General features: G+C 62.1%; 22 protein-coding genes and 1 pseudogene. 16 read left to right on the top strand and 7 right to left on the bottom strand.

Going from position 1 to position 26191, the window contains the following annotated elements; all coding sequences use genetic code 11:
• The first annotated feature begins 290 nt into the window (after positions 1 to 290).
• The 3 genes and pseudogenes from RL_RS01260 (at position 291) to RL_RS39630 (ending at position 2635) form a co-directional block, all read left to right on the top strand.
• On the top strand, positions 291 to 1439 hold the full coding sequence (locus tag RL_RS01260) for a DegT/DnrJ/EryC1/StrS family aminotransferase (protein WP_011650048.1): 1149 nt from the start codon (positions 291 to 293) through the stop codon (positions 1437 to 1439).
• Between the two features lie 32 nt (positions 1440 to 1471).
• On the top strand, positions 1472 to 2230 hold the full coding sequence (locus RL_RS01255; protein WP_011650047.1) for a cephalosporin hydroxylase family protein: 759 nt from the start codon (positions 1472 to 1474) through the stop codon (positions 2228 to 2230).
• Positions 2231 to 2252: 22 nt separating this feature from the next.
• Positions 2253 to 2635 (top strand): annotated as a pseudogene (locus RL_RS39630) (hypothetical protein).
• A gap of 6 nt (positions 2636 to 2641) precedes the next feature.
• Here RL_RS39630 and RL_RS01250 read toward each other — a convergent pair.
• Both RL_RS01250 and RL_RS01245 read right to left on the bottom strand, forming a co-directional pair.
• On the bottom strand, positions 2642 to 2974 hold the full coding sequence (locus RL_RS01250; protein WP_011650046.1) for a hypothetical protein: 333 nt from the start codon (positions 2972 to 2974) through the stop codon (positions 2642 to 2644).
• A gap of 158 nt (positions 2975 to 3132) precedes the next feature.
• Positions 3133 to 4740, bottom strand: a complete 1608-nt coding sequence (locus tag RL_RS01245) for a GumC family protein (RefSeq protein ID WP_011650045.1) — start codon at positions 4738 to 4740, stop codon at positions 3133 to 3135.
• 135 nt (positions 4741 to 4875) lie between these two features.
• On the opposite strand from RL_RS01245, the gene RL_RS01240 reads away from it, so the two are divergent.
• From RL_RS01240 to RL_RS01185, 12 genes are all read left to right on the top strand, one after another.
• Positions 4876 to 5925 (top strand): glycoside hydrolase family 5 protein, encoded by a 1050-nt coding sequence (locus RL_RS01240; protein WP_041936132.1) that lies wholly within the window; start codon positions 4876 to 4878, stop codon positions 5923 to 5925.
• A gap of 2 nt (positions 5926 to 5927) precedes the next feature.
• Positions 5928 to 7220 (top strand): hypothetical protein, encoded by a 1293-nt coding sequence (locus tag RL_RS01235; protein ID WP_041936131.1) that lies wholly within the window; start codon positions 5928 to 5930, stop codon positions 7218 to 7220.
• Positions 7221 to 7379: 159 nt separating this feature from the next.
• Positions 7380 to 8399, top strand: coding sequence for an acyltransferase family protein (locus tag RL_RS01230; RefSeq protein WP_011650042.1), 1020 nt, complete (start codon positions 7380 to 7382; stop codon positions 8397 to 8399).
• A gap of 216 nt (positions 8400 to 8615) precedes the next feature.
• Positions 8616 to 9500 carry a formyltetrahydrofolate deformylase gene (gene purU / locus RL_RS01225; protein WP_011650041.1) on the top strand — a complete coding sequence of 295 codons (885 nt, stop codon included), beginning with the start codon at positions 8616 to 8618 and terminating at the stop codon, positions 9498 to 9500.
• A 113-nt stretch (positions 9501 to 9613) separates the two neighbouring features.
• Entirely contained in the window at positions 9614 to 12535 is a 2922-nt protein-coding gene (locus tag RL_RS01220; RefSeq protein WP_011650040.1) for an aminotransferase, read from the top strand.
• Between the two features lie 521 nt (positions 12536 to 13056).
• Positions 13057 to 13251 carry a hypothetical protein gene (locus tag RL_RS01215; RefSeq protein WP_003544544.1) on the top strand — a complete coding sequence of 65 codons (195 nt, stop codon included), beginning with the start codon at positions 13057 to 13059 and terminating at the stop codon, positions 13249 to 13251.
• Between the two features lie 232 nt (positions 13252 to 13483).
• Positions 13484 to 14479: a P1 family peptidase gene (locus RL_RS01210; RefSeq protein ID WP_011650038.1), complete on the top strand. Its 996-nt coding sequence runs from the start codon at positions 13484 to 13486 to the stop codon at positions 14477 to 14479.
• A 56-nt stretch (positions 14480 to 14535) separates the two neighbouring features.
• Positions 14536 to 15456, top strand: coding sequence for a LysR family transcriptional regulator (locus RL_RS01205; RefSeq protein WP_011650037.1), 921 nt, complete (start codon positions 14536 to 14538; stop codon positions 15454 to 15456).
• 150 nt (positions 15457 to 15606) lie between these two features.
• A complete protein-coding gene (locus RL_RS01200; RefSeq protein ID WP_011650036.1) occupies positions 15607 to 17136 on the top strand; it encodes an ABC transporter substrate-binding protein in 1530 nt (509 codons plus the stop codon).
• A gap of 111 nt (positions 17137 to 17247) precedes the next feature.
• On the top strand, positions 17248 to 18195 hold the full coding sequence (locus tag RL_RS01195; protein ID WP_011650035.1) for an ABC transporter permease: 948 nt from the start codon (positions 17248 to 17250) through the stop codon (positions 18193 to 18195).
• 3 nt (positions 18196 to 18198) lie between these two features.
• The gene (locus RL_RS01190) at positions 18199 to 19062 is read left to right on the top strand and encodes an ABC transporter permease (RefSeq protein ID WP_011650034.1); all 864 of its coding nucleotides are present in this window, start codon (positions 18199 to 18201) and stop codon (positions 19060 to 19062) included.
• A gap of 36 nt (positions 19063 to 19098) precedes the next feature.
• Positions 19099 to 20490: an amidase gene (locus tag RL_RS01185; protein WP_011650033.1), complete on the top strand. Its 1392-nt coding sequence runs from the start codon at positions 19099 to 19101 to the stop codon at positions 20488 to 20490.
• Here the strand turns inward: RL_RS01185 and RL_RS01180 are convergent, their stop codons facing one another.
• The 3 genes from RL_RS01180 to RL_RS01170 form a co-directional block, all read right to left on the bottom strand.
• Positions 20491 to 21348, bottom strand: coding sequence for an NlpC/P60 family protein (locus RL_RS01180; RefSeq protein WP_011650032.1), 858 nt, complete (start codon positions 21346 to 21348; stop codon positions 20491 to 20493).
• A gap of 11 nt (positions 21349 to 21359) precedes the next feature.
• Complete coding sequence (locus RL_RS01175; RefSeq protein WP_011650031.1) at positions 21360 to 21710, bottom strand: MarR family transcriptional regulator; 351 nt, start codon at positions 21708 to 21710, stop codon at positions 21360 to 21362.
• A gap of 178 nt (positions 21711 to 21888) precedes the next feature.
• On the bottom strand, positions 21889 to 23280 hold the full coding sequence (locus RL_RS01170; RefSeq protein ID WP_011650030.1) for a leucyl aminopeptidase: 1392 nt from the start codon (positions 23278 to 23280) through the stop codon (positions 21889 to 21891).
• A gap of 144 nt (positions 23281 to 23424) precedes the next feature.
• Between RL_RS01170 and RL_RS01165 the strand changes: the two genes are divergently transcribed.
• Positions 23425 to 24258 (top strand): tetratricopeptide repeat protein, encoded by an 834-nt coding sequence (locus RL_RS01165; protein WP_011650029.1) that lies wholly within the window; start codon positions 23425 to 23427, stop codon positions 24256 to 24258.
• Between the two features lie 109 nt (positions 24259 to 24367).
• On the opposite strand, the gene RL_RS01160 is transcribed toward RL_RS01165, so the two are convergent.
• Together RL_RS01160 and RL_RS01155 are read right to left on the bottom strand one after the other, a co-directional pair.
• The gene (locus RL_RS01160; RefSeq protein WP_011650028.1) at positions 24368 to 25000 is read right to left on the bottom strand and encodes a LysE family translocator; all 633 of its coding nucleotides are present in this window, start codon (positions 24998 to 25000) and stop codon (positions 24368 to 24370) included.
• A 202-nt stretch (positions 25001 to 25202) separates the two neighbouring features.
• Positions 25203 to 26189, bottom strand: a complete 987-nt coding sequence (locus RL_RS01155) for a type II secretion system F family protein (protein WP_011650027.1) — start codon at positions 26187 to 26189, stop codon at positions 25203 to 25205.
• Positions 26190 to 26191 lie beyond the last annotated feature (2 nt).

Here is a 26191-nt window from a genome sequence, read left to right as displayed (position 1 = left end):
AAACCTTCCTACCTGAACATGTGGCGCATTTGCGGCGGACGTCCTTGCGAAGGGCAAGCGAGCACAGATGTTTCATTTTCCATCTTTCATCGGAACCTTATGTGAGGCTGGAGCGATCACGCTCAACAGCGACCGGGAATATTTCGTAGCACTCGGCTACCTGTCCAATCTCGTGTTCCACGAGCACGATCTTGTCCGGTACATCATCATGCGAGCCTCGCGCCAGTTTCAAAAACTAGCGTGGTGGCGGGCGCCTGCGTCTTGATTTCAATTCAACAGAAATTAGTGGCATGACAAACAGGATCTTCTACACCAAGCCTTCCATCACCCAGCTTGAAACCGATTATGCCACGGATGCGGCAGCGACGGGCTGGGGCGCACACTGCTACGACTACATCAACCGCTTCGAACGCGACTTCAAGACCTATCTCGGCAGCGGCTTCGCCATCGCTACATCGAGCTGCACCGGCGCCATGCACATGGGCCTGGCCGCGCTCGGCGTCGGCGAAGGCGACGAAGTGATCCTCGCTGACACCAACTGGGTCGCCACCGTCTCGCCGATCGTCCACCTCGGCGCCAAGCCGGTTTTCGTCGACGTGCTGCCGGATTCCTGGTGCATCGATCCGAGCGAGGTCGAGCGCCATATCACGCCGAAGACGAAGGCCATCATCGCCACGCATCTCTACGGTAATCTCTGCGACATGGACGCACTGCTGGAGATCGGGCAGCGGACGGGCATTCCGGTGATCGAAGATGCGGCCGAAGCGGTCGGCTCCGTCTGGAATGGCCGCCGCGCCGGCTCGATGGGCACCTTCGGCACCTTCTCCTTCCACGGCACAAAGACATTGACGACGGGCGAAGGCGGCATGTTCGTCACCAACGACGCCGCGCTTTCCGAACGGGTGCTGACGCTCAGCAACCACGGCCGGGCTCGCGGCCAAACCAAGCAGTTCTGGCCCGACGAGATCGGCTTCAAGTACAAGATGTCCAACATCCAGGCGGCCATCGGCTGCGCACAGCTCGAACGCATCGAAGAGCTCGTCGCCCGCAAGCGGGAGATCCTCGCGGCCTATATGGTCCGGCTTTCCGCCCTGCCCGGCATCTCGATGAACCCGGAATATAGCGGCACCATCAACGGTGCGTGGATGCCGACCGCAGTCTTTCATCCGTCGACGGGTACCACCCGCGAGATAATGCAGCAGGCCTTCGAGGCTGCCAATATCGACGCGCGCGTCTTCTTCTATCCCCTCTCCAGCCTCTCCATGTTCGAGGATCGGCCCGAGAACGTGAACGCCTGGAGCATTCCGGGCCGCGCGATCAACCTGCCGAGCTATCACGACATGAGCGAAGCCGATATCGACCGGGTAGCGGCAACGCTGCTCGATGTGGCAGGCGGGCGGATCTATCACAACAGAACAGCATTGCGGCAGTCGGTCTAAGACAGCCCTACAGCGAAGGACAAAGAATAGTCATGACCACCAAGGACGATCGTCTCGAATTCGAAGCCCACAAGCGGGAAATGTCGCTTGCGCTCGGCAAGGATGAGGCAAGTTTCCAACAATCGCTGAACACGCTGATCGGGCTCGACAAGTTCGACTATTCCTATCTCTGGTCATGGATGGGCGTGCCGATCATCCAGCTTCCGGTCGATATCCTGGCGACCCAGGAAGTCATCTGGGAGACCAAGCCCGATGTCATCATCGAAACCGGCATTGCGCGCGGCGGCTCGCTGATCTTCATGGCGTCGATCCTCGCCGCCATGGGCAACGACGCGGCCAAGGTTGTCGGCGTCGACATCGACATCCGCGCCCATAATCGCGAGTCGATCGAAACCCATCCGATGTCGAGCCGGATCAAGATGATCCAGGGCGGTTCCGTCGACGACGACGTGATTGTCGCCGTGAAGGCCGAGATCCCGCCGAGCGCCCGGGTGATGGTGGTGCTCGACAGCGACCATTCCTACGAGCATGTCCTGGCGGAATGCCGCGCCTACGGTCCGCTGGTGACGGAAGGCTGCTACCTCGTCGTCGCCGACACGTTCATCGGCCACCTGACCGAGGAACAGGCCTTCACAAAGCGCTCCAAGGTCTGGCTGCGCGGCAACGAGCCGCTGAAGGCCGTCACCGATTATCTGGCGGAAACCGACCGCTTCGAAGTCGATCCGGTTCTGAACGGCAAGCTGGTGCTGTCCTCCTCGCCGGGCGGCTACTGTGTCTGCCGCAAGGCGTGAGCGGAATCAGGGGTCGTCGCTCATGGCGCAGGTCGATATCGCCAGTCTCAAGGACAATGCGGATCTGGCCAGACGGCTCCGGCCTCCGATCAAAGACGATAGCGGCAAGCATGTGGGCGATCTGCAATGCATCGACAGGTCGATGCTCGACGAGCCCGGCCTGATCAACGACCTAACGACGTGGCGCAACCAGTCGATGCCGTTTTTCCTCACTCAGTTTAGCGGCACCGAGGGCCGCACGCGACGTGGCTCGAAAGCATCTCGCTGCCCGCCGAGGAAGAGGGCATGGTCAAATATTCGGTCGTCGATCGATCGGAAGCAAATGCCGGCTTCGACTATCTGAGGATGGAGCTTCCGATCGGACGTTTCCGGCAGGCGCATCCAGCGGCTTTGCTGACCGCCTGAAGCCCCTCACCGCACCGGCTGATAGTGGCCGCGGAGCGGAACTTTGCCACCCGTGGTAACGAAGCCGTCGCGTTCGCAGACATACATCAGCGTCGGCATGCCGCCGGAACGGAAGATTTCGTCATAACGACGGCGGATCTGCACGGTTTCGGTGCGGCAATTGTAGGATTCCTCCTCTTTCTTGTCCGGCTGCGCCTTGACGCCGGGAAGACCCTTGTAGGGATAGAGGGGTTGAACGCCCGAATCGACGGATTTCGTCCAGTCGACGGCAAAGGCGGATGCCGGTGCAAGGCCAGGCACGGCAGCGAGCGATATCAGAAGCATCATCAACAGCCGCATGGGAACTCTCCTGCCGGCTAGAGCGGTAGCTTTTCACGGAAACGCAGAACCGCTCTAACTTTTCGTTTTACGCAATTCCGGACGGAAAACCGCTTCGCACTTTTCCTGGAATTGCTCTATAGGCCGCTTCCCCGATGTAGGAAAACCAACGAGCTTCATCAAGCGGCCGCAGCGGACGACTTCCTGAAATAACTTCTGATGACGGGATGGCCGAAGAGGCCGGCAAGGATCGCAAAGCCGGCGCCGACGACAAAACCGGCAAGAAAACCGCCGATGATGCCCGCGACCAGCAGGATTTTCTTTCCTGGACCGTCGGCCTTGACCGGCGGCTCGGCCGGCGAGATGACGCGAATGTTACTCTGATTGAGGTTCTGCTCCTCGCTCGTCTGGCTGGAGCGCTTCAGCACCGTCTCGTAAATATCGCGCGCCGCAGTCGCCTTGCGCTGCAATTCGTTCAATTCCACCTGCTTGTCCGACGAACTGGCGTGCAGCGCCTTCTGCACGGCAAGCTCCTTGGCGATGCTGTCCTCGGCGGCCTTGGCCTGCTCGTATTCGCCCCTTGCCGAGGTGGCGAGACGCTGCAATTCGCCCCTGATTTCGACTGATATGCTCTGCAGCGACGAGCGGGCCGCCTGCAGGCGCGGATGACGCGTGCCCATCTGGCTTTCGAGGCTGCCGACGGCGGCGGCCTGGGTGGCATATTGCTGACGCAGGCTGACGAGCGGCGAGGTGACGCCCCCCTCCGCCTGGTTGCCGGCGACGATGTCCTCGACGCGGAGATTGGCGACGGCATCGGCGCGCGCCTTTGCCTGGATGGTCTTTTCCTGCGCCGTCACCAAAAGCGTGTTCAGCGATAAGAGCCGCTGATCGGAGATCAGGTTGCCTTCGGTCGCGGCCATGTCGTTGTCGGCGCGGAAGGTTTCGACTGCCTGCTCGGCTTCCAGCACCTTCTGGCGCAGGTCGTCGAGGCGTCCATCGAGCGTCGAGGAGGTGTTTTCGTAAATGCCGTTCGAGGCGCTGTTCTCCTCCTCGGTGAAGGAGGTGACGACCTGATTGGCAAGCCTTGCGGATTTTTCGGGATCGTTGGTCGTGGCAGCAAGCGAGACGACATAGGTGCTGGCCTCACGAGTGATGACCAGCGCCTTCTGCAGAGTACCGATCAGAGCGGCGCCATCCGTCCGGCCGCCGGTGAATTCGGGATCCTGATCGAGCTTCATGGCTTCGGCGACGCGCCGCAGCACATTGCCCGAAGTGAGGATCTGCACCTGGCTATCGATCAGCGCCGAAATCATTTCCGGCGACGGACCCGACGATTGCGCACCGGCATCGGCAAGGCCGATCTGGCGCGGATCGAAATAGAGGCTGCTGACGGCGGTGAACTTCTGGGCAATCAGCGGCGCCACCGCTCCGCCGGCGAGGGCTCCAAGAAGCGCCAGGCCAAACACGATCAGCCGCCGGCTCCAGATCGCGGCGATACTCGAGCGGAGGTCGAGAAGGGGTGCGGCAGCTGCGGGTTCTGCATTTGGCGGCGCGTCCACGACTGGCGGTTTCGGAGGCGGAGGCGCCGGAGGTTCATATTGGCGGGTTTCCGCAATGCTTGCCGGCGGCACGAAGGGAGGCGGGGCGGGTTCGGGCGATGGCCGGACGAAATCATCCGGGCGAATGACAGGACTGCGCACGCGCACGCCTTCCGGCGCAGTCTGAGATGGCTCAAAACTGCGCCAGTCAGGGAGCCGGCTTACCCTGTTCCTGTCATACTGGTTCATACGCGCACTCGTGTCCTGCCCAGCGTGAAAGACTGAAGCCGAGGTGCCGATACTTTAGAAATTCTTAGCTAACGGACCGTTAAAATAACCGCAGCGACGCCAATGTTGCGATTTGCCGCGATAGCGAGGATGCCCATGAAGACGACACGACATCTGACAGCGCTGCTGCTTGCGGCCGCTCTCATCCCGTCGCCGGCCCTTGCGGCTGAGGCCCCCTGCTACCGTGGCGTCAATTTGTCCGGCGGCGAATATGGCGAACGCGGCGGCATCTACGGCACCAATTACACCTATCCGAGCGAAGACACGATTGGCTATTTCGCCGAAAAAGGCATGACGATCATCCGGCTGCCCTTCCGCTGGGAACGGCTGCAGCCGGCCCTCGGCGGGCGGCTCGACGAGGATGAGCTCAAGCGGATCAAAGATACGATCGGCCTGATCCGCAAACACGGCATGGCGGTTCTGCTCGACCCGCATAATTTCGGCTACTACGACAAGACTCAGGTCGGCACGGCGCCGGCAACAGATGCCGCCTTCGGTGATTTCTGGGCAAGGCTCGCTGTCGAATTCGCCAATCAGGACGGCGTTCTCTTCGGCCTGATGAACGAACCGCACGACATCAAGGCAACGGATTGGCTGGATGCCGCCAATGCCGCGATCCGCAGCATCCGCGCCGTCGGCGCCCGCAACCTCATCCTGGTGCCGGGCACCGCATGGAGCGGCGCGGGCAGCTGGGAAAAGGACGTGATCGGCGGCGCCAACGGCACGGTGATGCTCGGCGTGCGCGATCCGCTCGACTTCTACGCCTATGAGGTCCACCAGTATCTCGACGCCGATTCCTCCGGAACCCATCCGACCTGCGAAGGTGCCGGCGCCGCGGTCGCCGCGATCAACGGCGTTACCGCCTGGCTGAAGCAGAACCACAAGCGCGGCTTTCTCGGCGAATTCGGCGCCTCCGCCGACAAGGACTGCATGAGCGGGTTGACCGAAATCTACGCCACCATGTCTGATAATAGCGACGTCTGGCTCGGCTGGTCCTATTGGGCCGCCGGCGATTGGTGGCCGGCGAACGAGCCGTTCAACGTCCAGCCGCGCAAGGGTCCTGAGCGGCCGCAGATGCGGCTTCTTGCCGAGGTGGCAAAAGCCGGTGCCGGCACTTGCTCCGCCGTCAAGCCTGCGGGGAAATGAGCATGGCGGTCGTCGATCACAGGGCAGCAACATTCACTGTAGCCGGCACCGTCGCCGGCAACCGGCTCGATGCCGCCCACGAGGCATCGCGTACCGATCATACGGTGCTCTGGCTCGGCCTGCTCTCCGTGCTCTACAACGGCATTCTCGCCTTCATCAACCACAATATCGTGCCGCTCTCGCTGACGCATGTCGCCGCCAGCGAAGGCCTGATCATGGCGAGCGCGATCATCTATATCCTGCATAAGGGGATCTACGAGACCGACCTTCCGGCCTTCCTGTTCCTGCTGTTCACGCTCATCGTGACCATCTATGTCAGCGTGCTCAACCGCATGCTGTTCATCGATCACTTCCGCAACGTGCTGATCATCTTCTGCTTTACCGGGCTCGGCGGCTGGAGCAACGAGAAAACGATGAAGCTCGCCTTTCGCTGGGCAAGCCTTGCCGTCATGATCTTCCTGATCTTCGAGATCATCAGTGTGCCGTTCTATGTCAGCATCGTCCACCCGTCCGATTATTTCGCCAATACGCGCGGACTGCTGCCGCTGAGCTACAACACGACGGGCCTCTTCCAGAACGCGCTCGGCTTTCCCGAGCGCTTCTCCTTCGGCATCATCGACCACCGCTCCTCCTCGATCTTCCTCGAGCAGGTGTCGCTTGCCAATTTCTGCGGCGTGATCGCCGTCTACCTGATTTCCATGTGGGAAAAGCTCAGCCGCTGGGACCGGTTGCTGATGATCGGCACGGCCGTGCTGATCCTGGTGACGAACGACACGCGCACGATGCTGATCTTCTGCTTTGCCTGCATCGTCGGCTATTTCGTCTTTCCGAAGATCCCGAAGAATTTCAATCTGGCGCTGATGCCGCTGATCGTCGCCGCCGGCTTCCTCGTCTACGTCCTGAAACCCAATGCGACCGGCGACAATTTCACCGGCCGCATCAACCTGACGATGAAGAAGATCATGGAGCTCGATCCGCTCGCCGTCCTTGGGCTTTCGGTCGACCGGGTGGCTGAATTCGCCGACAGCGGCTATGTCTACCTGATCTACGCGGCGACGATATTCGGCGTCATCGCCTTATGGCTGTTCGTCTGCCTCTTTCCCGCCGGGCGCACGGCGGCGCAGCGGCGCTGCGCCCATTCACTTTCTCTTTTCATTTTTCTGAATATGATGATCGGGGGAACCGCGGTCTTCTCGATGAAGATCGCCGGTCTCCTCTGGTTTGTCGTCGGATATATGCGCTTCCACGACAGCCCGCGCATCCGGCAGGATCGTCCGGCAGATGTACTGAGTTGACCGCAGCGGGCGCCTGTCCGCGCGAGCCTAGAACAGGATGATTTTAGGCCGGATCGGCCTAAAATCTGAATCCTGTTCTAAATCAAAGAAATAGAGCATGATGTCGTCCGAAAACCGCCCACACTTTTCGGCATCATGCTCTAGGGAGCAAGACGCTCGATGCTTGTCCAGCTTCAATATCTGCGCGCCATCGCGGCGCTGATGGTCGTCTATTTCCACGCGGTATTGCAGCTTGCCAAGGTCAACCCCGCAGTCGATGCCACCGCCTTCGTCTATGGCGAAACCGGCGTCGACATCTTCTTCGTCTTGAGCGGTTTCGTGATGTGGCTGACGACGAGCGGACGCGGCATGAGCCCGATCGATTTTGCCCGCCGGCGCATCAAGAGGATCGTGCCGCTCTACTGGCTGGCAACGCTGTTTTCGGCGACAGTGGCGCTGGTCGCTCCATCATTGCTGAAATCGACGGTGTTCGACCTGCCGCATCTCGCAGCCTCGCTGTTCTTCCTGCCATGGGCCAATCCCGCCGATCCCAGCACGATCACGCCGGTGGTCGTTCCAGGCTGGACGCTGAATTACGAAATGTTCTTCTACTTCATCTTTGCGCTGCTATTGCCGCTACAGGAAGCTCGGCGTATCCCGGCGATGTTTGCCGTCTTTGCCGTCATCCTGATCGCCTGCCGGCTGCTGCCGGAAACGACTGTGACCCGGTTCTACGGCGAACCGATCATGCTGGAATTCCTCGCCGGTGTCGTGCTCGGCTGGCTCTACGGGCAGAAGGTGCTTCTGCCGAACCGCTGGGCTTGGGCGGCTCTTGCCATGGGCTTTGCGTTTCTCTTCATCAACGAGGCGCTGATGCCACCGGAAAGCCGGTTCTATGCCTGGGGAATCCCGGCGATCTTCATCGTCTACGGCGCGATCTCCATCGATTTTTCCAAGTTGCCGGTGATCGGATGGCTGAACTATCTCGGCGACTGCTCCTATAGCATCTATATCACCCACGCCTTCACGCTGGCTTTTCTTAGGGTCGCCGCCGACCGCCTGCCGATCGGCATCCTGCAGCAGCCGGTGCTCTTTGTGATCCTCTCGCTGGTGCTCTCGTCGATCGGTGGTGCGATCATCCATGAGATCACCTCGCCGCGCCGCCGGAAGGTTGCGGTGGCGAGCCGGCCGCCGGCCTAAAGCGCGTCGAAGGCGAGAATACGCATCCAAGCGGCGCTGACGGTACAGTTTTTCGCGCAACTTCTCCTAAGCTTCAGACTGAGCAATGACAGAACTTGCACAAGCGTGATGGTTTATCTTGCAATTTGTCGCATGAATGAAAGTGCGCCGGCCTATTCGCGGTCCGGGCTTTGATCTAAGCACAGCGGCGGCCTTGGAGAGGGAAGAGGGAAAGACATGACAAGTTACGTATTGACGGTATCCTGCAAGTCGACGCGCGGCATCGTGGCGGCGATTTCGAGCTATCTGGCCGACAAGGGCTGCAACATCGTCGATAGTTCGCAGTTCGACGATCTCGATACCGGCAAATTCTTCACGCGGGTGAGCTTCATCTCGGAGGAAGGCGTGCCGCTTGCCGAACTCAAGGAAGGCTTCGAGCCGATCTGCAAGCGGTTCGCCATGGATGCCGAGATCCATGACGGCAATGCCCGCATGAAGGTGCTGTTGATGGTGTCGCGCTTCGGCCATTGTCTGAACGACCTGCTTTACCGCTGGAAGATCGGCGCCCTGCCGATCGATATCGTCGGCGTCGTCTCCAACCATTTCGATTACCAGAAGGTCGTGGTCAACCACGACATCCCCTTCCACCACATCAAGGTGACGAAGGAGAACAAGCTGCAGGCCGAAGGCCAGATCATGGATATCGTCGAACAGACGGGCACCGAACTGATCGTGCTGGCGCGTTACATGCAGGTGCTTTCGGATGCGATGTGCCAGAAAATGTCCGGGAAGATCATCAATATCCACCATTCCTTCCTGCCGAGCTTCAAGGGCGCCAATCCCTACAAGCAGGCCTACGGCCGCGGCGTGAAGCTGATCGGCGCGACGGCGCATTACGTCACCGCCGATCTCGACGAAGGCCCGATCATCGAGCAGGACACGGCGCGCATCACCCATGCGCAGTCGCCCGACGACTACGTCTCGATCGGTCGCGACGTCGAAAGCCAGGTGCTGGCGCGTGCCATCCATGCCCACATCCATCACCGCACCTTCCTGAACGGCAACCGCACCGTGGTCTTCCCGGCAAGCCCGGGTGGCTACGCCTCCGAACGCATGGGCTGAGCGCAGCCGTGCATCTCTTTTGCTGGCAAACGACAATCCCCGTTGCCTGCCAGCAGCAAGTACTTGATTATCTCGTTCAATAGGTAATCGAATCATGCTGCGGGAGGGGTGTCATGACCGACGAGGCGCTTGTTGATCGCATGGCACTGCCGCGCCCCGACGTGACCGCCACCGACGTGGAAGAGATCCTCCTTGCGCATTACAGCCTCTCCGGAAGGCTTGCCGAACTCGGCAGCCAGCAGGATCGAAATTATCGCGTCGATAGCGACAGGGGTCGTTACGTCCTGAAGATCTGCCATGCCGCCTACGAGATCCGCGAGCTCGAAGCACAGAATGCGGCGATCCGTCACCTCAAAAGCAGGCAAGGTGCGCCGCGCGTTCCGAAGGTGATCGCCACCAATGACGGGCGGGAGATCGTCGTCCTTACCGTGCGTGGGCAGGGCTATCAGGTCCGGCTGCTGGAATATCTGGAAGGCCAGGGGCTGACGGAGCTGACCTATCTGGCGCCGGCTTCCGTGGCGGCGCTGGGCGCGCTCTGCGCCAGGCTGGCGCAGGCGCTTGCCGATTTCAACCATCCCGGTCTCGACCGCAGCTTGCAATGGGATCTCAGACGGGCAGGTCCCGTTGCCGTGCAGCTGCTTTCGGCCATCACCGACAGTGCGGCGCGCGACCGGATCGCCAAGACCATGGTGATGGCCGTCCGCCGCATCCAGCCGTTGGCGCCGGCGCTTCGGCTGCAGGCCGTGCATCACGACGTCACCGGCGACAATGTCGTCGGCCACCGTGACGCTCATGGCCATATCATCCCCGACGGGGTGATCGATTTCGGCGACATCATCCGCGGCTGGCTGGTCGGCGACCTCGCCGTCACCTGCGCTTCGCTGCTGCATCAGGCAGATGGCGACCCCTTTTATATCCTGCCCGCCGTCACCGCTTATCAGGCGATCTATCCGCTGAGCGAGGAGGAACTGAAGGCGCTCTGGCCGCTGATCGTCGCACGCGCGGTCATTCTCGTTGCCAGCGGCGAGCAGCAGATTTCGGTCGATCCCGACAATGACTATGTCCGCGGCAATCTCGACCGCGAGCGGGCGATCTTCGATACGGCGATGTCGGTTCCCTTCGATCTCATGGAAGCGGCGATCCTCAAGGCAGCCGGCGCAGATGTCGCCGCGCCGGAAACGTCGGGATGGCTGCCGTTGCTGCCCGACATCGATCCCGCCGGGATCGCCTACGTCGATCTTGGGGTGCGGAGCCCGCATTTTTCCGCCGGCAACTGGCTGAATACCGACATGGACTGGCGGCTGCTTGCTCGCATGGCAACCGAAAACGGTACGGCAGCGACGCGCTACGGCGAATATCGGCTTTCCCGCGCGGGAACTGCGAGGGGACAGGCGACCTGCGCCCTGCATGTCGACATATGCCTTGCCGCAGGCAGCGCGATTGCCGCGCCGTTTGCCGGCCGCATCGGCTGGAAGGACCAGCATCTGACGCTCGCCGGCGACAACATGACCCTGCATCTCGATGGGCTCGACCTCTCGGTCGACGATGGAGCCGAGATTGCCGCCGGCGATTCGCTCGGCACGGTTTTCGGAGAGGCGTCGTCGCTCGGCGGGCTGCGCGTCCAGCTTTGCAGCGTCGCCGGTCTCGAACCGCCGCTCTTTGCCTCACCGCGCGCGGCGGCAGCCTGGTCGGTGCTCTGCCCTTCGCCTTCGCTGCTTCTCAGCCCGCAAGCGGATGCGCCGCAACCTGAAACCGCCGCGCTCTTCGCCAGGCGGCGGGCGCATCTCGCAAGGCCGCAGAAGAATTATTATGCGGCGCCGCCGCAGATCGAGCGCGGCTGGAAGGAACATTTGTTCGATGTCGAGGGCCGCGCCTATCTCGACATGGTCAACAACGTCACCATTCTCGGCCATGGCCATCCCAGGTTCGCGGCGGCGATCGGCGCGCAATGGCTGCGGCTCAACACGAATTCGCGCTTCCACTATGCCGCGATCACGGAATTTTCCGAACGCCTCGCCGCCCTGTCGCCGGATGGGCTCGACGCGGTCTTCCTGGTCAACAGCGGCTCGGAGGCGAACGATCTGGCGCTTCGGCTCGCGCAAGCCCATAGCGGCGCGCGCAACATGCTCTGCCTGCTCGAAGCCTATCATGGCTGGTCGGCGGCGAGCGATGCCGTCTCCACCTCGATCGCCGACAATCCGCAGGCACCGACCACCCGGCCGGACTGGGTGCATACCATCGTTTCGCCGAACACCTATCGCGGCGACTTCCGTGGTCCCGATACGGCAGCGGATTATCTCGGCATGGCGACGCCGGTGCTGGAGGCGATAGATGCTGCGGGCGAAGGCCTTGCGGGCTTCATCGCCGAATCGGTCTACGGCAATGCCGGCGGCATTCCATTGCCGGAAGGCTATCTCAAAGAGCTCTATGCGCAGGTACGCGCTCGCGGCGGCCTCTGCATCGCCGACGAAGTGCAGGTCGGCTATGCCAGGCTCGGGCATTATTTCTGGGGCTTCCAGCAGCAGGGCGTCGTGCCTGATATCATCACCGTCGCCAAGGGCATGGGCAACGGCCATCCGCTCGGCGCCGTCATCACCACGCGGGAGATTGCGCAATCGTTGGAGAAGGAGGGCACTTTCTTTTCCTCCACCGGCGGCAGCCCGGTCAGTTGCGTCGCCGGCATGACGGTGCTCGACATCATGGCCGAGGAAAAGCTGCAGGAAAATGCCCGGACGGTCGGCGATCATCTGAAGGCGCGGCTCGCCGCGCTGATCGACCGCCATCCGATTGCGGGCGCCGTGCACGGCATGGGCCTCTATCTCGGCCTCGAATTCGTCCGCGACAGAACGACGCTGGAGCCGGCGACGGAAGAGACGGCTGCAATCTGCGACCGGCTTCTCGAACTCGGCGTCATCATGCAGCCGACCGGCGATCACCAAAATGTGCTGAAGATCAAACCGCCGCTCTGCCTCAGCATCGACAGCGCCGATTTTTTCGCGGACATGCTGGAGAAGGTGCTCGAAGAAGGCTGGTGACACAGGGCTTCCAGCATTAACCAAATCGGTCATTTCGAGGCATGTCGATTTTTAATGAAACGGGCCATTGCCTGATACAGCAAGGCTTCCTATCTCTGCGGCGGTGATCGATCGAAGTTCGATTCTGTCATGCGAATTTAACGAAGAGCTGATATGTTTCTTTCTGTAAGTTCGGGCTATGACGGAATGAATTTTTTCGGATCGTCGATATTTTGACACGTTTCGGAATATGTTTCTGACAGGCTATCGGGTAATCTCTACCAAGTTAGTAGATTATCGAAGACAGCCTTCACCGGCCCCGGGCTCTACCGGGACCACTCAAGTGCAACGCCAACACAAGGAACGAGCATGATAGACATCGATATTCTCGCCGATCTCCTTGGGCGATCTGTGCTTGGCAATGACCGTCCGGGCGCCCTCTCCCGCCCGAACTGTCGAATGTGACGTTCGTCCTCCTTTCAACGGTACCAGACAAGTCAATTCGCCATGGCTGCGCATATCGCGCGGCAGGAGTTCTATCTATGAAGAAGCAAGTTATCGAATATGCAGGCGTTCCCGTCGGGATCGTCATTCCCGATGAAGACCGGCTGAAGTTCATCGCCGTGAAATTTCATGTCCACGACCTCGACGAGCAGCGTTTCGGCTCGCCGGACGAGGTGCGGCTGGCCATCCATGACCTGATGACCCGCCGTCATCCCAAGCCGCTTCATGCCTGAGGGCATGAGGCCGCGATTAGCATTCACGGCTTTTCCCGATGTCCGACCGGTCCCGCCAAATGGGGCCGGTCTTGTTTTTTGAGGACATTACAGCGCCGCGCGTCTTTATCAGACGCGCAAAGGACGCTGTAACACTTTGAATTGCTGCATAATTTTATCCTTGAATCGATTCCGATTTAAGGAATTATGCAGTACAGTCCTACCGGCCGCCTTTCCGCATAAGGATCCGCCCTTGCCCGATCTTCTCAACCTCATCACCGATATCGAAGGCGTTTCCGTCGGCCATGCGACCGACCTTGTGCTCGGTTCCGGCGTCACGGTCATCGTCTTCGACGAACCGGTCGTCGCATCCGGCACGGTGCTCGGCGGTGCGCCCGGCGGGCGCGACACCGGCCTGCTCGATCCGTCGATGACCGTCAATGCCGTGGATGCCTTCGTACTCTCCGGCGGCTCGGCCTTCGGGCTGGATGCCGCCGGCGGCGTGCAGGCGGGCCTGCGCGAACTCGGCCGCGGCTTTGCCGTCGGGCCGGTGCGCATTCCGATCGTGCCGCAGGCAATCCTGATGGACCTGCTGAACGGCGGCGACAAGGATTGGGGTCTTCACTCGCCCTATCGCGACATGGGTTACACGGCACTGCAGGCCGCGGCCAAGGGCACATTCGCGCTCGGCACGACAGGTGCCGGCACGGGAGCGACGACCGCCACCGTCAAGGGCGGGCTCGGCTCGGCCAGCGCCGTCAGCAGCGCCGGGCATCGCGTCGCGGCGATCGTCGCCGTCAATGCGCTCGGTTCGGCAACGATCGGCGACGGGCCGCATTTCTGGGCGGCACCCTTTGAAAAAGACGCGGAATTCGGCGGGCTCGGCATGCCTGATGTGGCCGACCACCGGATGCGGCTCAAGGGCATGAACACGCCGGCAACGACGATCGGCGCAGTGGTGACCGATGCGCAGCTGACGAAGGCCGAGGCGCACCGGCTATCGCTTGCCGGCCATGACGGGTTTGCCAGGGCACTGCTGCCGGCGCACCTGCCGCTCGACGGCGATACCGTCTTTGCCGCTTCAACGGCCCGGCATCAAAGAGACGACATGGCAAGCCTGATGGAGCTTTGCCACCTCGCGACCATCGTCATGGCGCGGGCGATCGCCCGTGGCGTCTACGCGGCGACCGCGCTGCCGGTCGAGGGCGCGCAAAAGGCCTGGCGCGACCGCTATGCGAGCAGCAGCTGATTGAATAGGGTCAGACTCTCTACAGATCCAATATGCCGAATGGTGGAGAGACGTGAATGCAGATCCGGGCGCTGATGTATTTCGACGAGCTGGTCAGGACCAATTCGATGCGCCAGGCGGCCGAGAATCTCAATGTCGCGCCGACGGCGATCAGCCGGCAGATCGAGAACCTCGAATATCATTTCGGCGCGCCGCTCGTCGAACGCAGCGCCCGTGGTGTCAAGCTGACGGCCGCCGGCGAGCTGCTTGCCGCCCGCGCCGGTCGGACGCTGCGCGAGCTCGATCATGTGCAGCAGCTGATCGAAGACCTGAAGGGCCTGCAGCGCGGCCGCGTCAGCATCTATGCCAATGGCGCCACCGTCGCCAATCTGCTGGCGCCGGCGCTTGCCGAATTCAGCCTGAAATATCCGAAGCTGCGTTTTACCGTGACGATCACCAGCGCGCGGCAGGCGATCGATGCCGTCAACAGCGCCGAGGCGGATATTGCGGTGACGCTGTTTGCGCCACCGATGTCCGGCACCAAGGTGCGGCTGCGCTCCGAGATCGGCTATGATCTCATCGCCACGCCGCAACATCCGGCCGCCGCGCATGCCGAGATCCCGCTGAGGATGCTTGCCGACTACGCATTGGCGCTGCCGGATCAATCCTTCGGCTTCCGCCAGGCCTTCGACGCGCTGTTCGAGAAGGAAGGGTTGAGCCTCGATCCCGTCTTCGTCACCAGCTCGCTCGAAATGCTGAAGGAACTTGTGCTCAGCGGGGCTGCGGTCACGCTGCTGCCGGCGCTGACCGTCCGCCGCGAGATCGAGGCGGGTCAGCTCCTTGCCATTCCACTGGCCGGCAAAACCGGCATCCGCACCCATGTCGATCTCTGCGTCGCGCCGGACCGGCAGCTGTCCTTCGCCGCGACGAAATTGCTCGACTTCATCGAAAGGTTCATGCGCGAGCGTACGAACCGCCGGGCCGAGACGAAAGACTGACGCTTCGAGCTTGCATTGCCCGCAGATTTACGGTGTAGCTTTTTTGGCTACACTGAGCACACAAAATCGTCATTGTGTGTGCACCGGCATAGTGTCACTCTCCTCGCAAAAGGTCGTCGTCATCGACTCGCGGCCAGATAAGGGAACATGATGATCAAGCTTTCGTTTGCGCCTTCAGCGCGTTTGGCCCGGCGGCTTTCGCTCAGTGCCGCGCTTTCGGCCGGTCTGGTGATGACGGCGATGACGCCGGCCGAGGCGGCGAAGACCACGCTCAATCTCGGCATGAGCGTCGAGCCGACCGGTCTCGACCCGACGATCGCAGCGCCGGTCGCAATCGGCCAGGTGATCTGGCAGAACGTGTTCGAGGGCCTGGTGACGATCGACCAGGCCGGTAAGATCCAGCCGCAGCTGGCGAAAAGCTGGGAGATCTCTCCCGATGGCCTGACCTATACGTTCAAGCTGCAGACCGGCGTCAAATTCCATGACGGCGAGGCCTTCGATGCCGCGAGCGCCAAGTTTTCGCTCGACCGCGCCCGCGGCGCGGATTCGGTCAATCCGCAGAAGCGCTTTTTCGCCTCGATCGCCTCGATCGATACGCCCGATGCCGAAACGCTGGTGCTGCATCTCTCGGCACCGACCGGCAGCCTGATCTACTGGCTCGGCTGGCCGGCCTCGGTGATGGTCGCACCGAAGACGGCTGCCGACGACAAGACTACGCCAGTGGGCACAGGTCCGTTCAAATTCGCCAGCTGGGCGAAGGGCGACAAGGTCGAACTCGCCAGGAATGCCGATTACTGGAACAAGGATGCGGCCGCCAAGCTCGACAAGGTGACCTTCCGCTTTATTGCCGATCCGCAGGCGCAGGCGGCTGCGCTGAAATCCGGCGATCTCGATGCCTTTCCGGAATTTGCAGCACCTGAACTGATGAGTTCTTTCGATGGCGATGCGAGGCTCGTCACCAGGATCGGCAATACCGAACTCAAGGTCGTTGCGGGCATGAACACTGCCAAGAAGCCGTTCGACGACAAACGCGTCCGCCAGGCGCTGATGATGGCGATCGACCGCAAGACGGTGATCGACGGCGCGTGGTCCGGCCTCGGCACGCCGATCGGCAGCCATTACACGCCGAACGATCCGGGCTATCAGGACATGACGGGCGTGCTGCCCTACGACGTCGAGAAGGCGAAGGCGTTGCTTGCCGAAGCCGGCTACCCCAACGGCTTCACCTTCACGATCAAATCGCCGCAGATGGCCTATGCCCCGCGCAGCGCCCAGGTGATGCAGGCGATGTTTGCCGAGATCGGCGTGACGATGAATATCGAGCCGACCGAATTTCCGGCGAAGTGGGTCCAGGACATCATGAAGGACCGCAACTTCGACATGACGATCGTTGCCCATGCCGAACCGCTCGACATCGACATCTATGCGCGCGATCCCTATTATTTCAACTACAAGAACCCTGCTTTCAACGCGCTGATGAAGAAGGTCCAGGAGACGGCCGATCCCGCCGCGCAGAGTGCGATCTATGGCGAAGCGCAGAAGATCCTCGCCGAGGACGTGCCGGCGCTCTACCTCTTCGTTATGCCGAAACTCGGCGTCTGGGACAAAAAGCTGAAGGGCCTGTGGGAGAACGAGCCGATCCCTTCCAACGTGCTGTCTGGTGTTTCCTGGGACGAGTGAGAGAGGTAGGTCAGGCGGATTGAGAGGCACGATGAGCCAGGGGAAGCCGCATAGTGAACCGTCCAATGACGGTCGCAGCCTTCTCCGTTCCACATCGAAAGCGTGGCACGCATGATACCACTCCTCGCCCGCCGCTTCGTCGGTCTCATCGTCACGCTTGTCGTCGTCTCGCTGCTGATCTTCGCCGTCATGGACCTTCTGCCCGGCGATCCCGCCTCGATCATGCTCGGCACCTCGGCAACACCGGAAACGCTTGCAGCGCTCCGTCACAGTCTCGGCCTCGACCAGCCGCTGCTGCTGCGCTACGGGCAATGGCTAGCCGGCGTGCTCTCCGGCGATCTCGGCAATTCCCTGACCTATGGCGTACCGGTCGCTGGGTTGATCGTCGAGCGGCTGGCGGTAACGCTGCCGCTGGCGCTGATGGCGATCGTGCTTTCGGTGGCGATTGCCCTGCCGCTCGGCGTGTTGGCCGCCTCGCGCCGCGGCGGTATCTTCGACGTCATCGCGACGCTGTTTTCTCAGATCAGCATCGCCGTGCCTGCCTTCTGGGTGGCGCTGCTGTTGATCATCCTGTTTTCGACGATGCTCGGGCTGATGCCGGCCGGCGGTTTCCCGGGCTGGAGCGCCGGCCTCACGCCGGCATTGCAGGCGCTGGTTATGCCCGCCGTCGCGCTGGCGATGCCGCAGGCGGGCGTGTTGACGCGGGTGGCGCGCTCGGCGGTGCTCGACACGATGCATGAGGATTTTGCCCGCACCGCGGTCGCCAAGGGGCTGTCCCGCAGTGCGGTGCTGTGGCGCCATATCGTGCCGAATGCGCTGATCCCGATCCTGACGATGATCGGGCTGCAATTCACCTTTCTCGTCGCCGGCGCGGTGCTGGTGGAAAACGTCTTCAACCTGCCCGGCCTCGGACGGCTCGCCCTTCAGGCGCTCTCCCAGCGCGACATCATCGTCATGCAGGATGTCGTGCTGTTCTTCGCAGGCCTGGTCATCGTGATGAATTTCATCGTCGATCTCTCCTATATGGCGATCGATCCCAGGATGAGAAAGGCGGCCTGAAACATGGTACCGATCGCATCCACCGCAATTGCAGGTCGCCGTCGAGTCTTTAGACTTAGCCGGCGAATGAACCTGATTGCAGGGGCTGTCATCATCGGCCTGCTGGTCGCCGTTGCGCTGCTGTCGCTCGTCTGGACACCGCTGCCGCCGGCGAAAATGCAGATCATCCACAAGCTGCAGCCGCCGCTTGCCTTCGGCCTGCTCGGCACGGACCAGTTCGGCCACGATGTGCTTTCGATGCTGATGGCGGGCTGTTGGAATTCACTGTCGATCGCCATCACCGCGGTTACGATCGGCGGGACGCTCGGCTCAATCGCCGGCATTTCGGCAGCGGCAATCCGCGGTCCTTTCGAAGCGCTGCTGATGCGCATCTGCGATGTCATCTTCGCCCTGCCGCCAATCCTGTCCGCCATGGTGCTCGGCGCCTTTCTAGGGCCAGGGCGGTTCACCGCGATCACTGCGATCGCCGTCTTCATGATTCCGGTCTTTGCCCGCGTGACGCTTGCGACCTCGCTGCAGGCCTGGAGCCGCGACTATGTGACGGCGGCGCGCGCCATCGGCAATACCCGCCTGACCATTTCGCTGCGCCATGTGCTGCCGAATATCATCAGCCAGATCATCGTACATGGCGCGATCCAGTTGGGGCTGGCGATCCTGACCGAAGCGGGTCTCAGCTTCCTCGGGCTCGGCATGGCGCCGCCGGCGCCGACCTGGGGCCGGATGCTTGCCGATGCGCAAACCTATCTGGCGCTTGCTCCCTGGCTGGCGATCCTGCCCGGCCTTGCCATCGCGCTCACCGTCTTCGGCTTCAACATGCTCGGCGACGGTTTGCGCGATCTGCTCGACCCGCGCGAGGCGAGCCGCTGATGTCCTCCCAAGACGAAAAGCCCGAAAGACCATGCCATGACCGAAACCGACCTTACCATCCACGAACTCAGGCAGCGCTTCGCCGATAAGAGCCTCTCCCCTCTCGAATACTGGCTCGCCCTCGAAGACCATATCGCCGCCTGGGAGCCTTCGATTTCGGCACTCTACCTCTACGATCCGGAATCGGCGCGCGCCCAGGCGAAAGCGTCGACGGAGCGCTGGGCGAAGGCAGAAACGCTGGGCCCTCTCGACGGAATCCCGGTGACGCTGAAAGAGCTGATCGCCACGAAGGGCCAACCGGTACCATCAGGCACGAGGGCAGTGGAACTCAAACCCGCGGACGCCGATGCGCCGGCCGCCGCCCGGCTGCGGGAAGACGGCGCGGTGATCTTCGCAAAGACCACCTGCCCTGATTACGGCATGCTTTCCTCCGGCCTTTCGAGCTTTCATCCTCTCAGCCGCAATCCTTGGGACATCACGCAGAATCCCGGCGGATCGAGTGCTGGGGCTTCCGCGGCGGCAGCCGCCGGCTACGGACCGCTGCATATCGGCACCGATATCGGCGGTTCGGTGCGCCTTCCCGCCGGCTGGACCGGCATCTTCGGCTTCAAACCGAGCCATGGGCGCATTCCGGCCGATCCCTATTATGTCGGGCGCTGCGTCGGGCCGATGGCGCGCACGGTCGAGGATGCGGCCTTTTCGATGGCGACACTGTCACGGCCGGACTGGCGCGACGGCACCAGCCTGCCGCCGAACGATTTCAACTGGATGGATCTCGACATCGACCTGTCGGGCATGAAGATCGGGTTGATGCTCGATGCCGGATGCGGGCTTGCGGTGGACGACGAGATCAGGACCGCGGTCGAAACGGCAGCGAAACAGTTCGAGGCGGCCGGCGCAACCATTCTATCGGTCCAGCCGGTGCTGACACGCGCAATGCTGGATGGGCTCGACAATTTCTGGCGGTCCCGGCTGTGGGGCGATATCGCCGATCTCGATGAAGAACGGCGCGACAGCATCCTGCCCTATATCAGGGATTGGGCGATGGGTGGCGCCGACATCAGCGGCGTCGATGCGGTCAGGGGCTTCAACCAGACGATCGAGATGCGCAAGAGCTGCGGACGGCTGTTCACCGAGGTCGACGCCCTGCTTTCGCCGACCAATCCGATCATCTCCTATCCGGCCGAATGGGCATCGCCGACCAACGATCCGGCCCTGCCGTTCGAACATATCGGTTTCACGGTGCCTTGGAACATGTCGGAGCAGCCGGCCGCCTCGATCAATTGCGGTTTCTCCCGCTCGGGCATGCCGATCGGGTTGCAGATCGTCGGGCCGCGCTTCGACGACATGCGGGTGCTCAGACTGTCGAAGGCTTTCGAGGATTGGATGGGCGGAGTGAGATCATGGCCGCAGCCTCCGATCGGCTGATCAGCTGATCGGTCGGCGATAGCCGGTCGGTTGCTCGTAGAGCCAGCCGATGCGCTCGACCGCGGCCGCGAAATTCTCGCGCGCCACCGTCATGCTATGGCCATTGGCGTGCAGAATGGTTTCCGGATCTTCGAAGACGGCGACATGGCCCTTCCAGAATACCAGGTCGCCACGGCGGAGTTCGGATCGGTCGATCGGCTGGCCGAGGCCTGCCGCCTGCATATCGGTATCGCGTGGCGCAGCTCTGCCCGTCATCAGCATCGCCAGCTGGACGAGGCCGGAGCAATCGATGCCGAGGCCGGAACGTCCGCCCCAGAGATAGGGCGTTTCCAGGAAACGGGCGACGATCTCCACGTAGTCGGCGCCATCGAGCGCACCGATCGGCTGGACGTGCTTGGCGAAGATCGCCGTTCCGTCCTCGAGCACGACATAGCGATTGCCGCGCGCTTCCGTCTCACCGGCGACATGAATGCGGCTTCCCATCGACAGGATCGCCTGGTGAGGCTTGCGCAGTTCCGGTTCGGGATAGAGGAAGGTGCGCTGGACGGTGACGATGTGAGTCGCCGCCGGCCGGCCTTCCAAGAGCGCGTCTGCCTTGACATAACCGACATAGCCGTCCGAGGCGGCTTTCACCCAGCACCAGCCGTCGGCGCGATCGAAAACCGTCACATCCTCGCCGAGAAGCAGTTCCGTATCGATGCCGCGGGCAAGATCGGGTTCAGGGCGCAAGGCCACGACCGGAACGGCGACGCGGGCCGGGGTGCCTTCCGTAAAACGCGGCGCCTCGACCTTGCCTTCGAGGCCGGCTTCCGCGAGATCAGACCTGTAGGCATGCAGGCGGCAGTCGAGCATCGTCATTCGCATTCCTTTCAGATCGGCAGCCGGCGGGCCTGATCTCGGATGAGATCGCCGAGATTTTCCAGGTAGAGCGCACCGCCGACGGTGCGCTTGATGATCACGTTGCGCCGGTCGGCATCGTCGCGCACACGATCGACCAGGCCCATCTCGCCCATCGTATCCAGGGCGCGGGTAATGACCGGCTTAGTGACCTCAAGCGTGGCGGCAAGCCCGCGCACCGTGTGCGGCGGCGGCACCAGATAAATATGCAGCAGGATCGCCATCTGGCGCAACGTCAAATCGCGGTCATCGTGGCGAACCTGATCGAGCGCCACGCCATGCCAGAGCCCCAGCGCCTGCGAGGCGGTCAGTTCGATCGGCACGGCCCCTCCGGAAGATCGTTACGCTAACGTTCCATTTTCCGGCAGTTGCCATGCACATGCAAGGGGCGGCAGAAATTGCCGCCCGGCAAGGTGAATAAAATTTTAACGATCGGCAGCCAGGCGCGGCGCGTGAACAGGGATCATGCGATGCGCCTCAGCGACGCGCTTTAACATGGCGTCAGCGCAGGCTCTCGCGGATATGGTGAAAGAGCGCGCGGATTGCCTGAGCTTCACCACCACCCGGCGAATGCGGCCGTTCGGACTGGGCCCAGCCGTAAATGTCGAAATGCGCCCAGCTCTTCGCCTTGCTGACGAAACGCTTGAGAAAGAGGGCGGCGGTGATCGCCCCTGCCATGCCGCCGGCCGGCGCGTTGGTGAGGTCGGCGAACTTGGTGCGGATATCCTTTTCGTAGCCGGAATAGAGTGGCAGGCGCCAGATCGGATCGTCGGTTTCCAGGCTCGCTTCGGTCAGGTCATGCGCCAGATTGGCGTCATCGGTGAAGAAGGGCGGAAGATCCGGACCAAGGGCAACGCGGGCAGCGCCGGTCAGCGTCGCCATGTCAATCAGCAGCTCGGGCTCTTCCTCGTCGGCATAGGCAAGCGCATCGGCAAGGATCAAACGGCCTTCGGCGTCGGTATTGTCGATCTGGACGGTCAGGCCCTTGCGGCTCCGGTAGATGTCGCCGGGCCGGAAGGCATTGGACGAGATCGCGTTTTCGACGACCGGAACGATAACGCGCAGGTCGACCTTCAGCTTGGCGTCCATGATCATCAAGGCAAGTCCCATGACATTCGCCGCGCCGCCCATGTCCTTCTTCATCAGCAGCATGGAAGCAGCAGGCTTGATGTCGAGACCGCCGGTGTCGAAGCAGACGCCCTTGCCGACGAGCGTCACCTTGCGATGGCCCTTCTTGCCCCAGCGCAGCTCGAGAAGGCGCGGCGCATCCGCGCTAGCGCGGCCGACGGTATGGACGAGCGGGAAGTTCTGCGTGAGCAGGTCGTCGCCTGATATAACCGACATCTCCGCCTTGTAGTGTGCGGCCAGGCCACGGAAAACGGCCTCGAGTTGGTTCGGGCCCATGTCGTTCGTCGGCGTATTGATCAGGTCGCGGGCAAGAAAGACGCCGGCCAGCTGGCGCTTGATGTCGGCGGCGTCGGCATCGCGGGGGATCATCAGCGTCGCCGCCGGCGATTTTTCGGATTTGTAACGGTCGAAACGGTAGCTGCCGAGGCCAAAGCCGAGGGCCAGGCGATTTGCCGTCAGCGGCGCGGTCTCGATGTGCCAGTCGCCGGCCGGCAGCGCACGGGCGAGCCTGCCGGTGATGTAAGGTTGCTCGGATGGGTTGGTGCCGAGGCCGTAAAGCGCGCCGCCGAGATGGCCTTCGGCCGTCGGGATCAGCAGCAGCGACCCGCTTTCAGCCTTGTAGCCTGCCCTGCGCGCCCAATCGAGCGCGATCGGATCGATCGTGCCGGTCTCGATATGGGCAGGCGTGACGGCAAAGATCGGCAGCGTCGAACCGCCCTTCGTGTTGAAAGGGGTTGGTCTCTCGATGAACTGATAGGGGGCCATGATTGTCCTTCGGCGGTCGCAAGGAATCGTTCCTTAACGGTCTGTTAGGGTTAACAGACTATTGCTGGAGCGAAGATTACGCGTCAAACCTTTCCCTGTTCCGCTTCGAGGTCAGGCGCCGATTTCGGAATCCAGGAACGCGCCATGCCTGCCTCGCTCACCACCACAATCACGAATCGTATCCTGCAGGGCGCTGCGGCATCGCTGCTCGTCTTGGCACTTGCCGGTTGCTCGACGACCAAGGACCGGATGACAACAGGCTCGGTGCCGAAACTCACCAAGCCGGTTGAAGAGATGGACGCGACCGAGCTGCGCTCGGCGACGGACCGGCTCGGTCAGGCCTATGAAAAGAACCCGCGCGATCCCGTCACCGGCGTCAACTACGCCAATCTGCTGCGCATGAACGGTCGCGACACGCAGGCGCTCGCCGTCATGCAGCAGGTGGCGATTGCAAATCCCGGCGACCGCAACGTGCTGGCCGCCTACGGCAAGGCGCAGGCGGCGGCCGGCCAGTTCCAGCAGGCGCTCGACACGATCGGTCGCGCCCAGACACCCGACCGTCCGGACTGGAAGCTGATCTCGGCCCAAGGCGCGATCCTCGACCAGATGGGCCGGGCAAGCGATGCCAGGCAGCGCTACCGCGACGCGCTCGACATCCAGCCGAACGAGCCCTCCATCCTTTCCAACCTCGGCATGTCCTACGTGCTGACCGGCGATCTGCGCACGGCCGAAACCTACCTGCGTTCCGCCGCCAGCCAGCCGACCGCCGACAGCCGCGTCAGGCAGAACCTTGCCCTGGTCGTCGGTCTGCAGGGGCGTTTCCCGGAAGCCGAGCAGATCGCCCGGCGCGAACTTTCGCCGCAGCAGGCCGATGCCAATGTCGCCTATCTCAGAGGCATGCTCTCGCAGCAGAATTCCTGGCAGAAACTCGCCGCCAAGGACAAGACGCCGCAAGCAGGCGACAGCAACACCAATTGACCGAATCATGTCGTCCAAAGGCTTACGCCTTCGGAGAGATCATGATGTAATTTGAAGAGTTAGAGCATGATGTCGTCCGAAAACCGCGCACACTTTTTGGCATCATGCTCTAGCGGGCGCTCAGGCCCGAAAGAATGAGACGCAAACCTAGGCCGCCCATGACGGCACCGGCGGCCCGATCTATCCAGCCCTTGGCTGCAAGATAGAGACGCCGCGGATGGCGGGCCGATAAAGCGAAGGCCACGATCGAATACCACCCGGCCTCCACGGCAAAGACGCCGAGCGGCAGCGCGACAATCAGATCGAGCGGTACCGTTCTCGGCAGAAGTGCAGCAAAGAGGCTGGCATAGACGATGATGGTCTTCGGGTTGCTGAGCTGGGTCAGCAGCGCAGTCATGAAGCTCAATCTCAGCGCGCGGTTGCCGTTGACGGCGTCAGAGACTTCGAGCGGCTGACCGGCGCTCCTCCAGATATTGACGGCGATATAGACGAGATAGGCGCCGCCCGCGACCTTTAGCAGGACATAGAGCCATTCGAACTGAGACAGCAGTGCCGTCAGCCCGGCAAGCGCCAACACGGCAAAAACGACACCGCCGGCGCCCATGCCGAGCGCGGCCGCAAGGCCATCCAGCCTCGACCGCGAGATTGCGATCCTGGAGACGACGACGAAGCTTGGGCCGGGGCTCATCGCGCCGACCGCCAGGGCTGCCATGATGCTGATGAAAATGCCGGCAGAAGACATCGGAAACCTCTCTCTTGGATTGAACGAGCGCTAGGGGCACTGCGGCTGCATCCGCGCGCTTGCCGATGGTCGTCCATCCCGTTTACCAGCTATGCCGGCGGCGGTCACGCGTGATTGAAGGCTGCAGATCGGACCAATGGTCTTTGAGGCAACATCGTCTTCTGCCGAAAGCGGCATCCGCTTTCCGGCGCCGGCGCAACCGTCAGAACTTGTCTGCCACCTGAATGCCGGCCGGACCGAGAATGACGGCGATCAGCACCGGCAGGAAGAACAGAATCATCGGCACCGTCAGCTTCGGCGGCAGGGCAGCCGCCTTCTTTTCCGCTTCGTTCATACGTTCGTCGCGTCCTTCCTGGGCGAGAACGCGTAGCGCCTGCGCGACCGGCGTACCGTAGCGATCGGCTTGGATCAGCGCCTGAGTCACCGAACGTACCAACTCGATCTGGGTGCGCGTGGCAAGATTTTCGAGCGCCACGCGGCGATCCGGCAGGAAGGAGAGCTCGGCCGTGGTCAGCACCATCTCCTCAGCGAGCGCCGGCGACTGCTCGCCGAGTTCTTCGGACACACGACGCATCGCAGCCTCGATCGAGATGCCGGATTCGACGCAGATCAACATCAGGTCCAACGCATCCGGCCAGGCGCGCTTGATCGAGTGCTGGCGCTTGCCCATGCGGTTCGAGATATAGATATTCGGCGCGTAGAAGCCGAGATAACCGACGCCGATGACGGCGAAGAGGCGGATCGGCGTGCCCTTTTCGGCGAGATTGCCGAGACCGAACACCCAGAAGGCAGCAAGCGCCAGGAAAAGGAACGGCAGCAGAAAACGCGCCACCAGGAAGGTATTCAGCGCATTCTCCGAACGAAACCCGGCGGCACGCAGCTTGTTGATCGTGTTTTCGTCGACCAGCGCCTTGCGCAGGTTGAAGCGCTCGACGATCTGACGAACCGAGCGGTTGTTCTGGCTCCTGAGCGAGGCCTTGCCGGCGCCGGTTTCCGTGTTCATGCGGGCGCGTTCGCGGGCACGGATCTGCTCGCGCTCTGTGGAAACAGCCTTCATACGCTTATTCAGATCGCCGCGCTCGAAGAAGGGAACGGCAATCGTGTAAAAAGTGGCGAAGACGGCGATCGCGACGAGAAGGGCGATCAGCATGCTCGGATTGGTCAGCGTTGCGGCAAGATCCTGCGACATGG

Source organism: Rhizobium johnstonii 3841 (assembly GCF_000009265.1).
Classification (GTDB): domain Bacteria; phylum Pseudomonadota; class Alphaproteobacteria; order Rhizobiales; family Rhizobiaceae; genus Rhizobium; species Rhizobium acaciae.
This window is presented reverse-complemented; position numbering and strand designations above follow the sequence as displayed.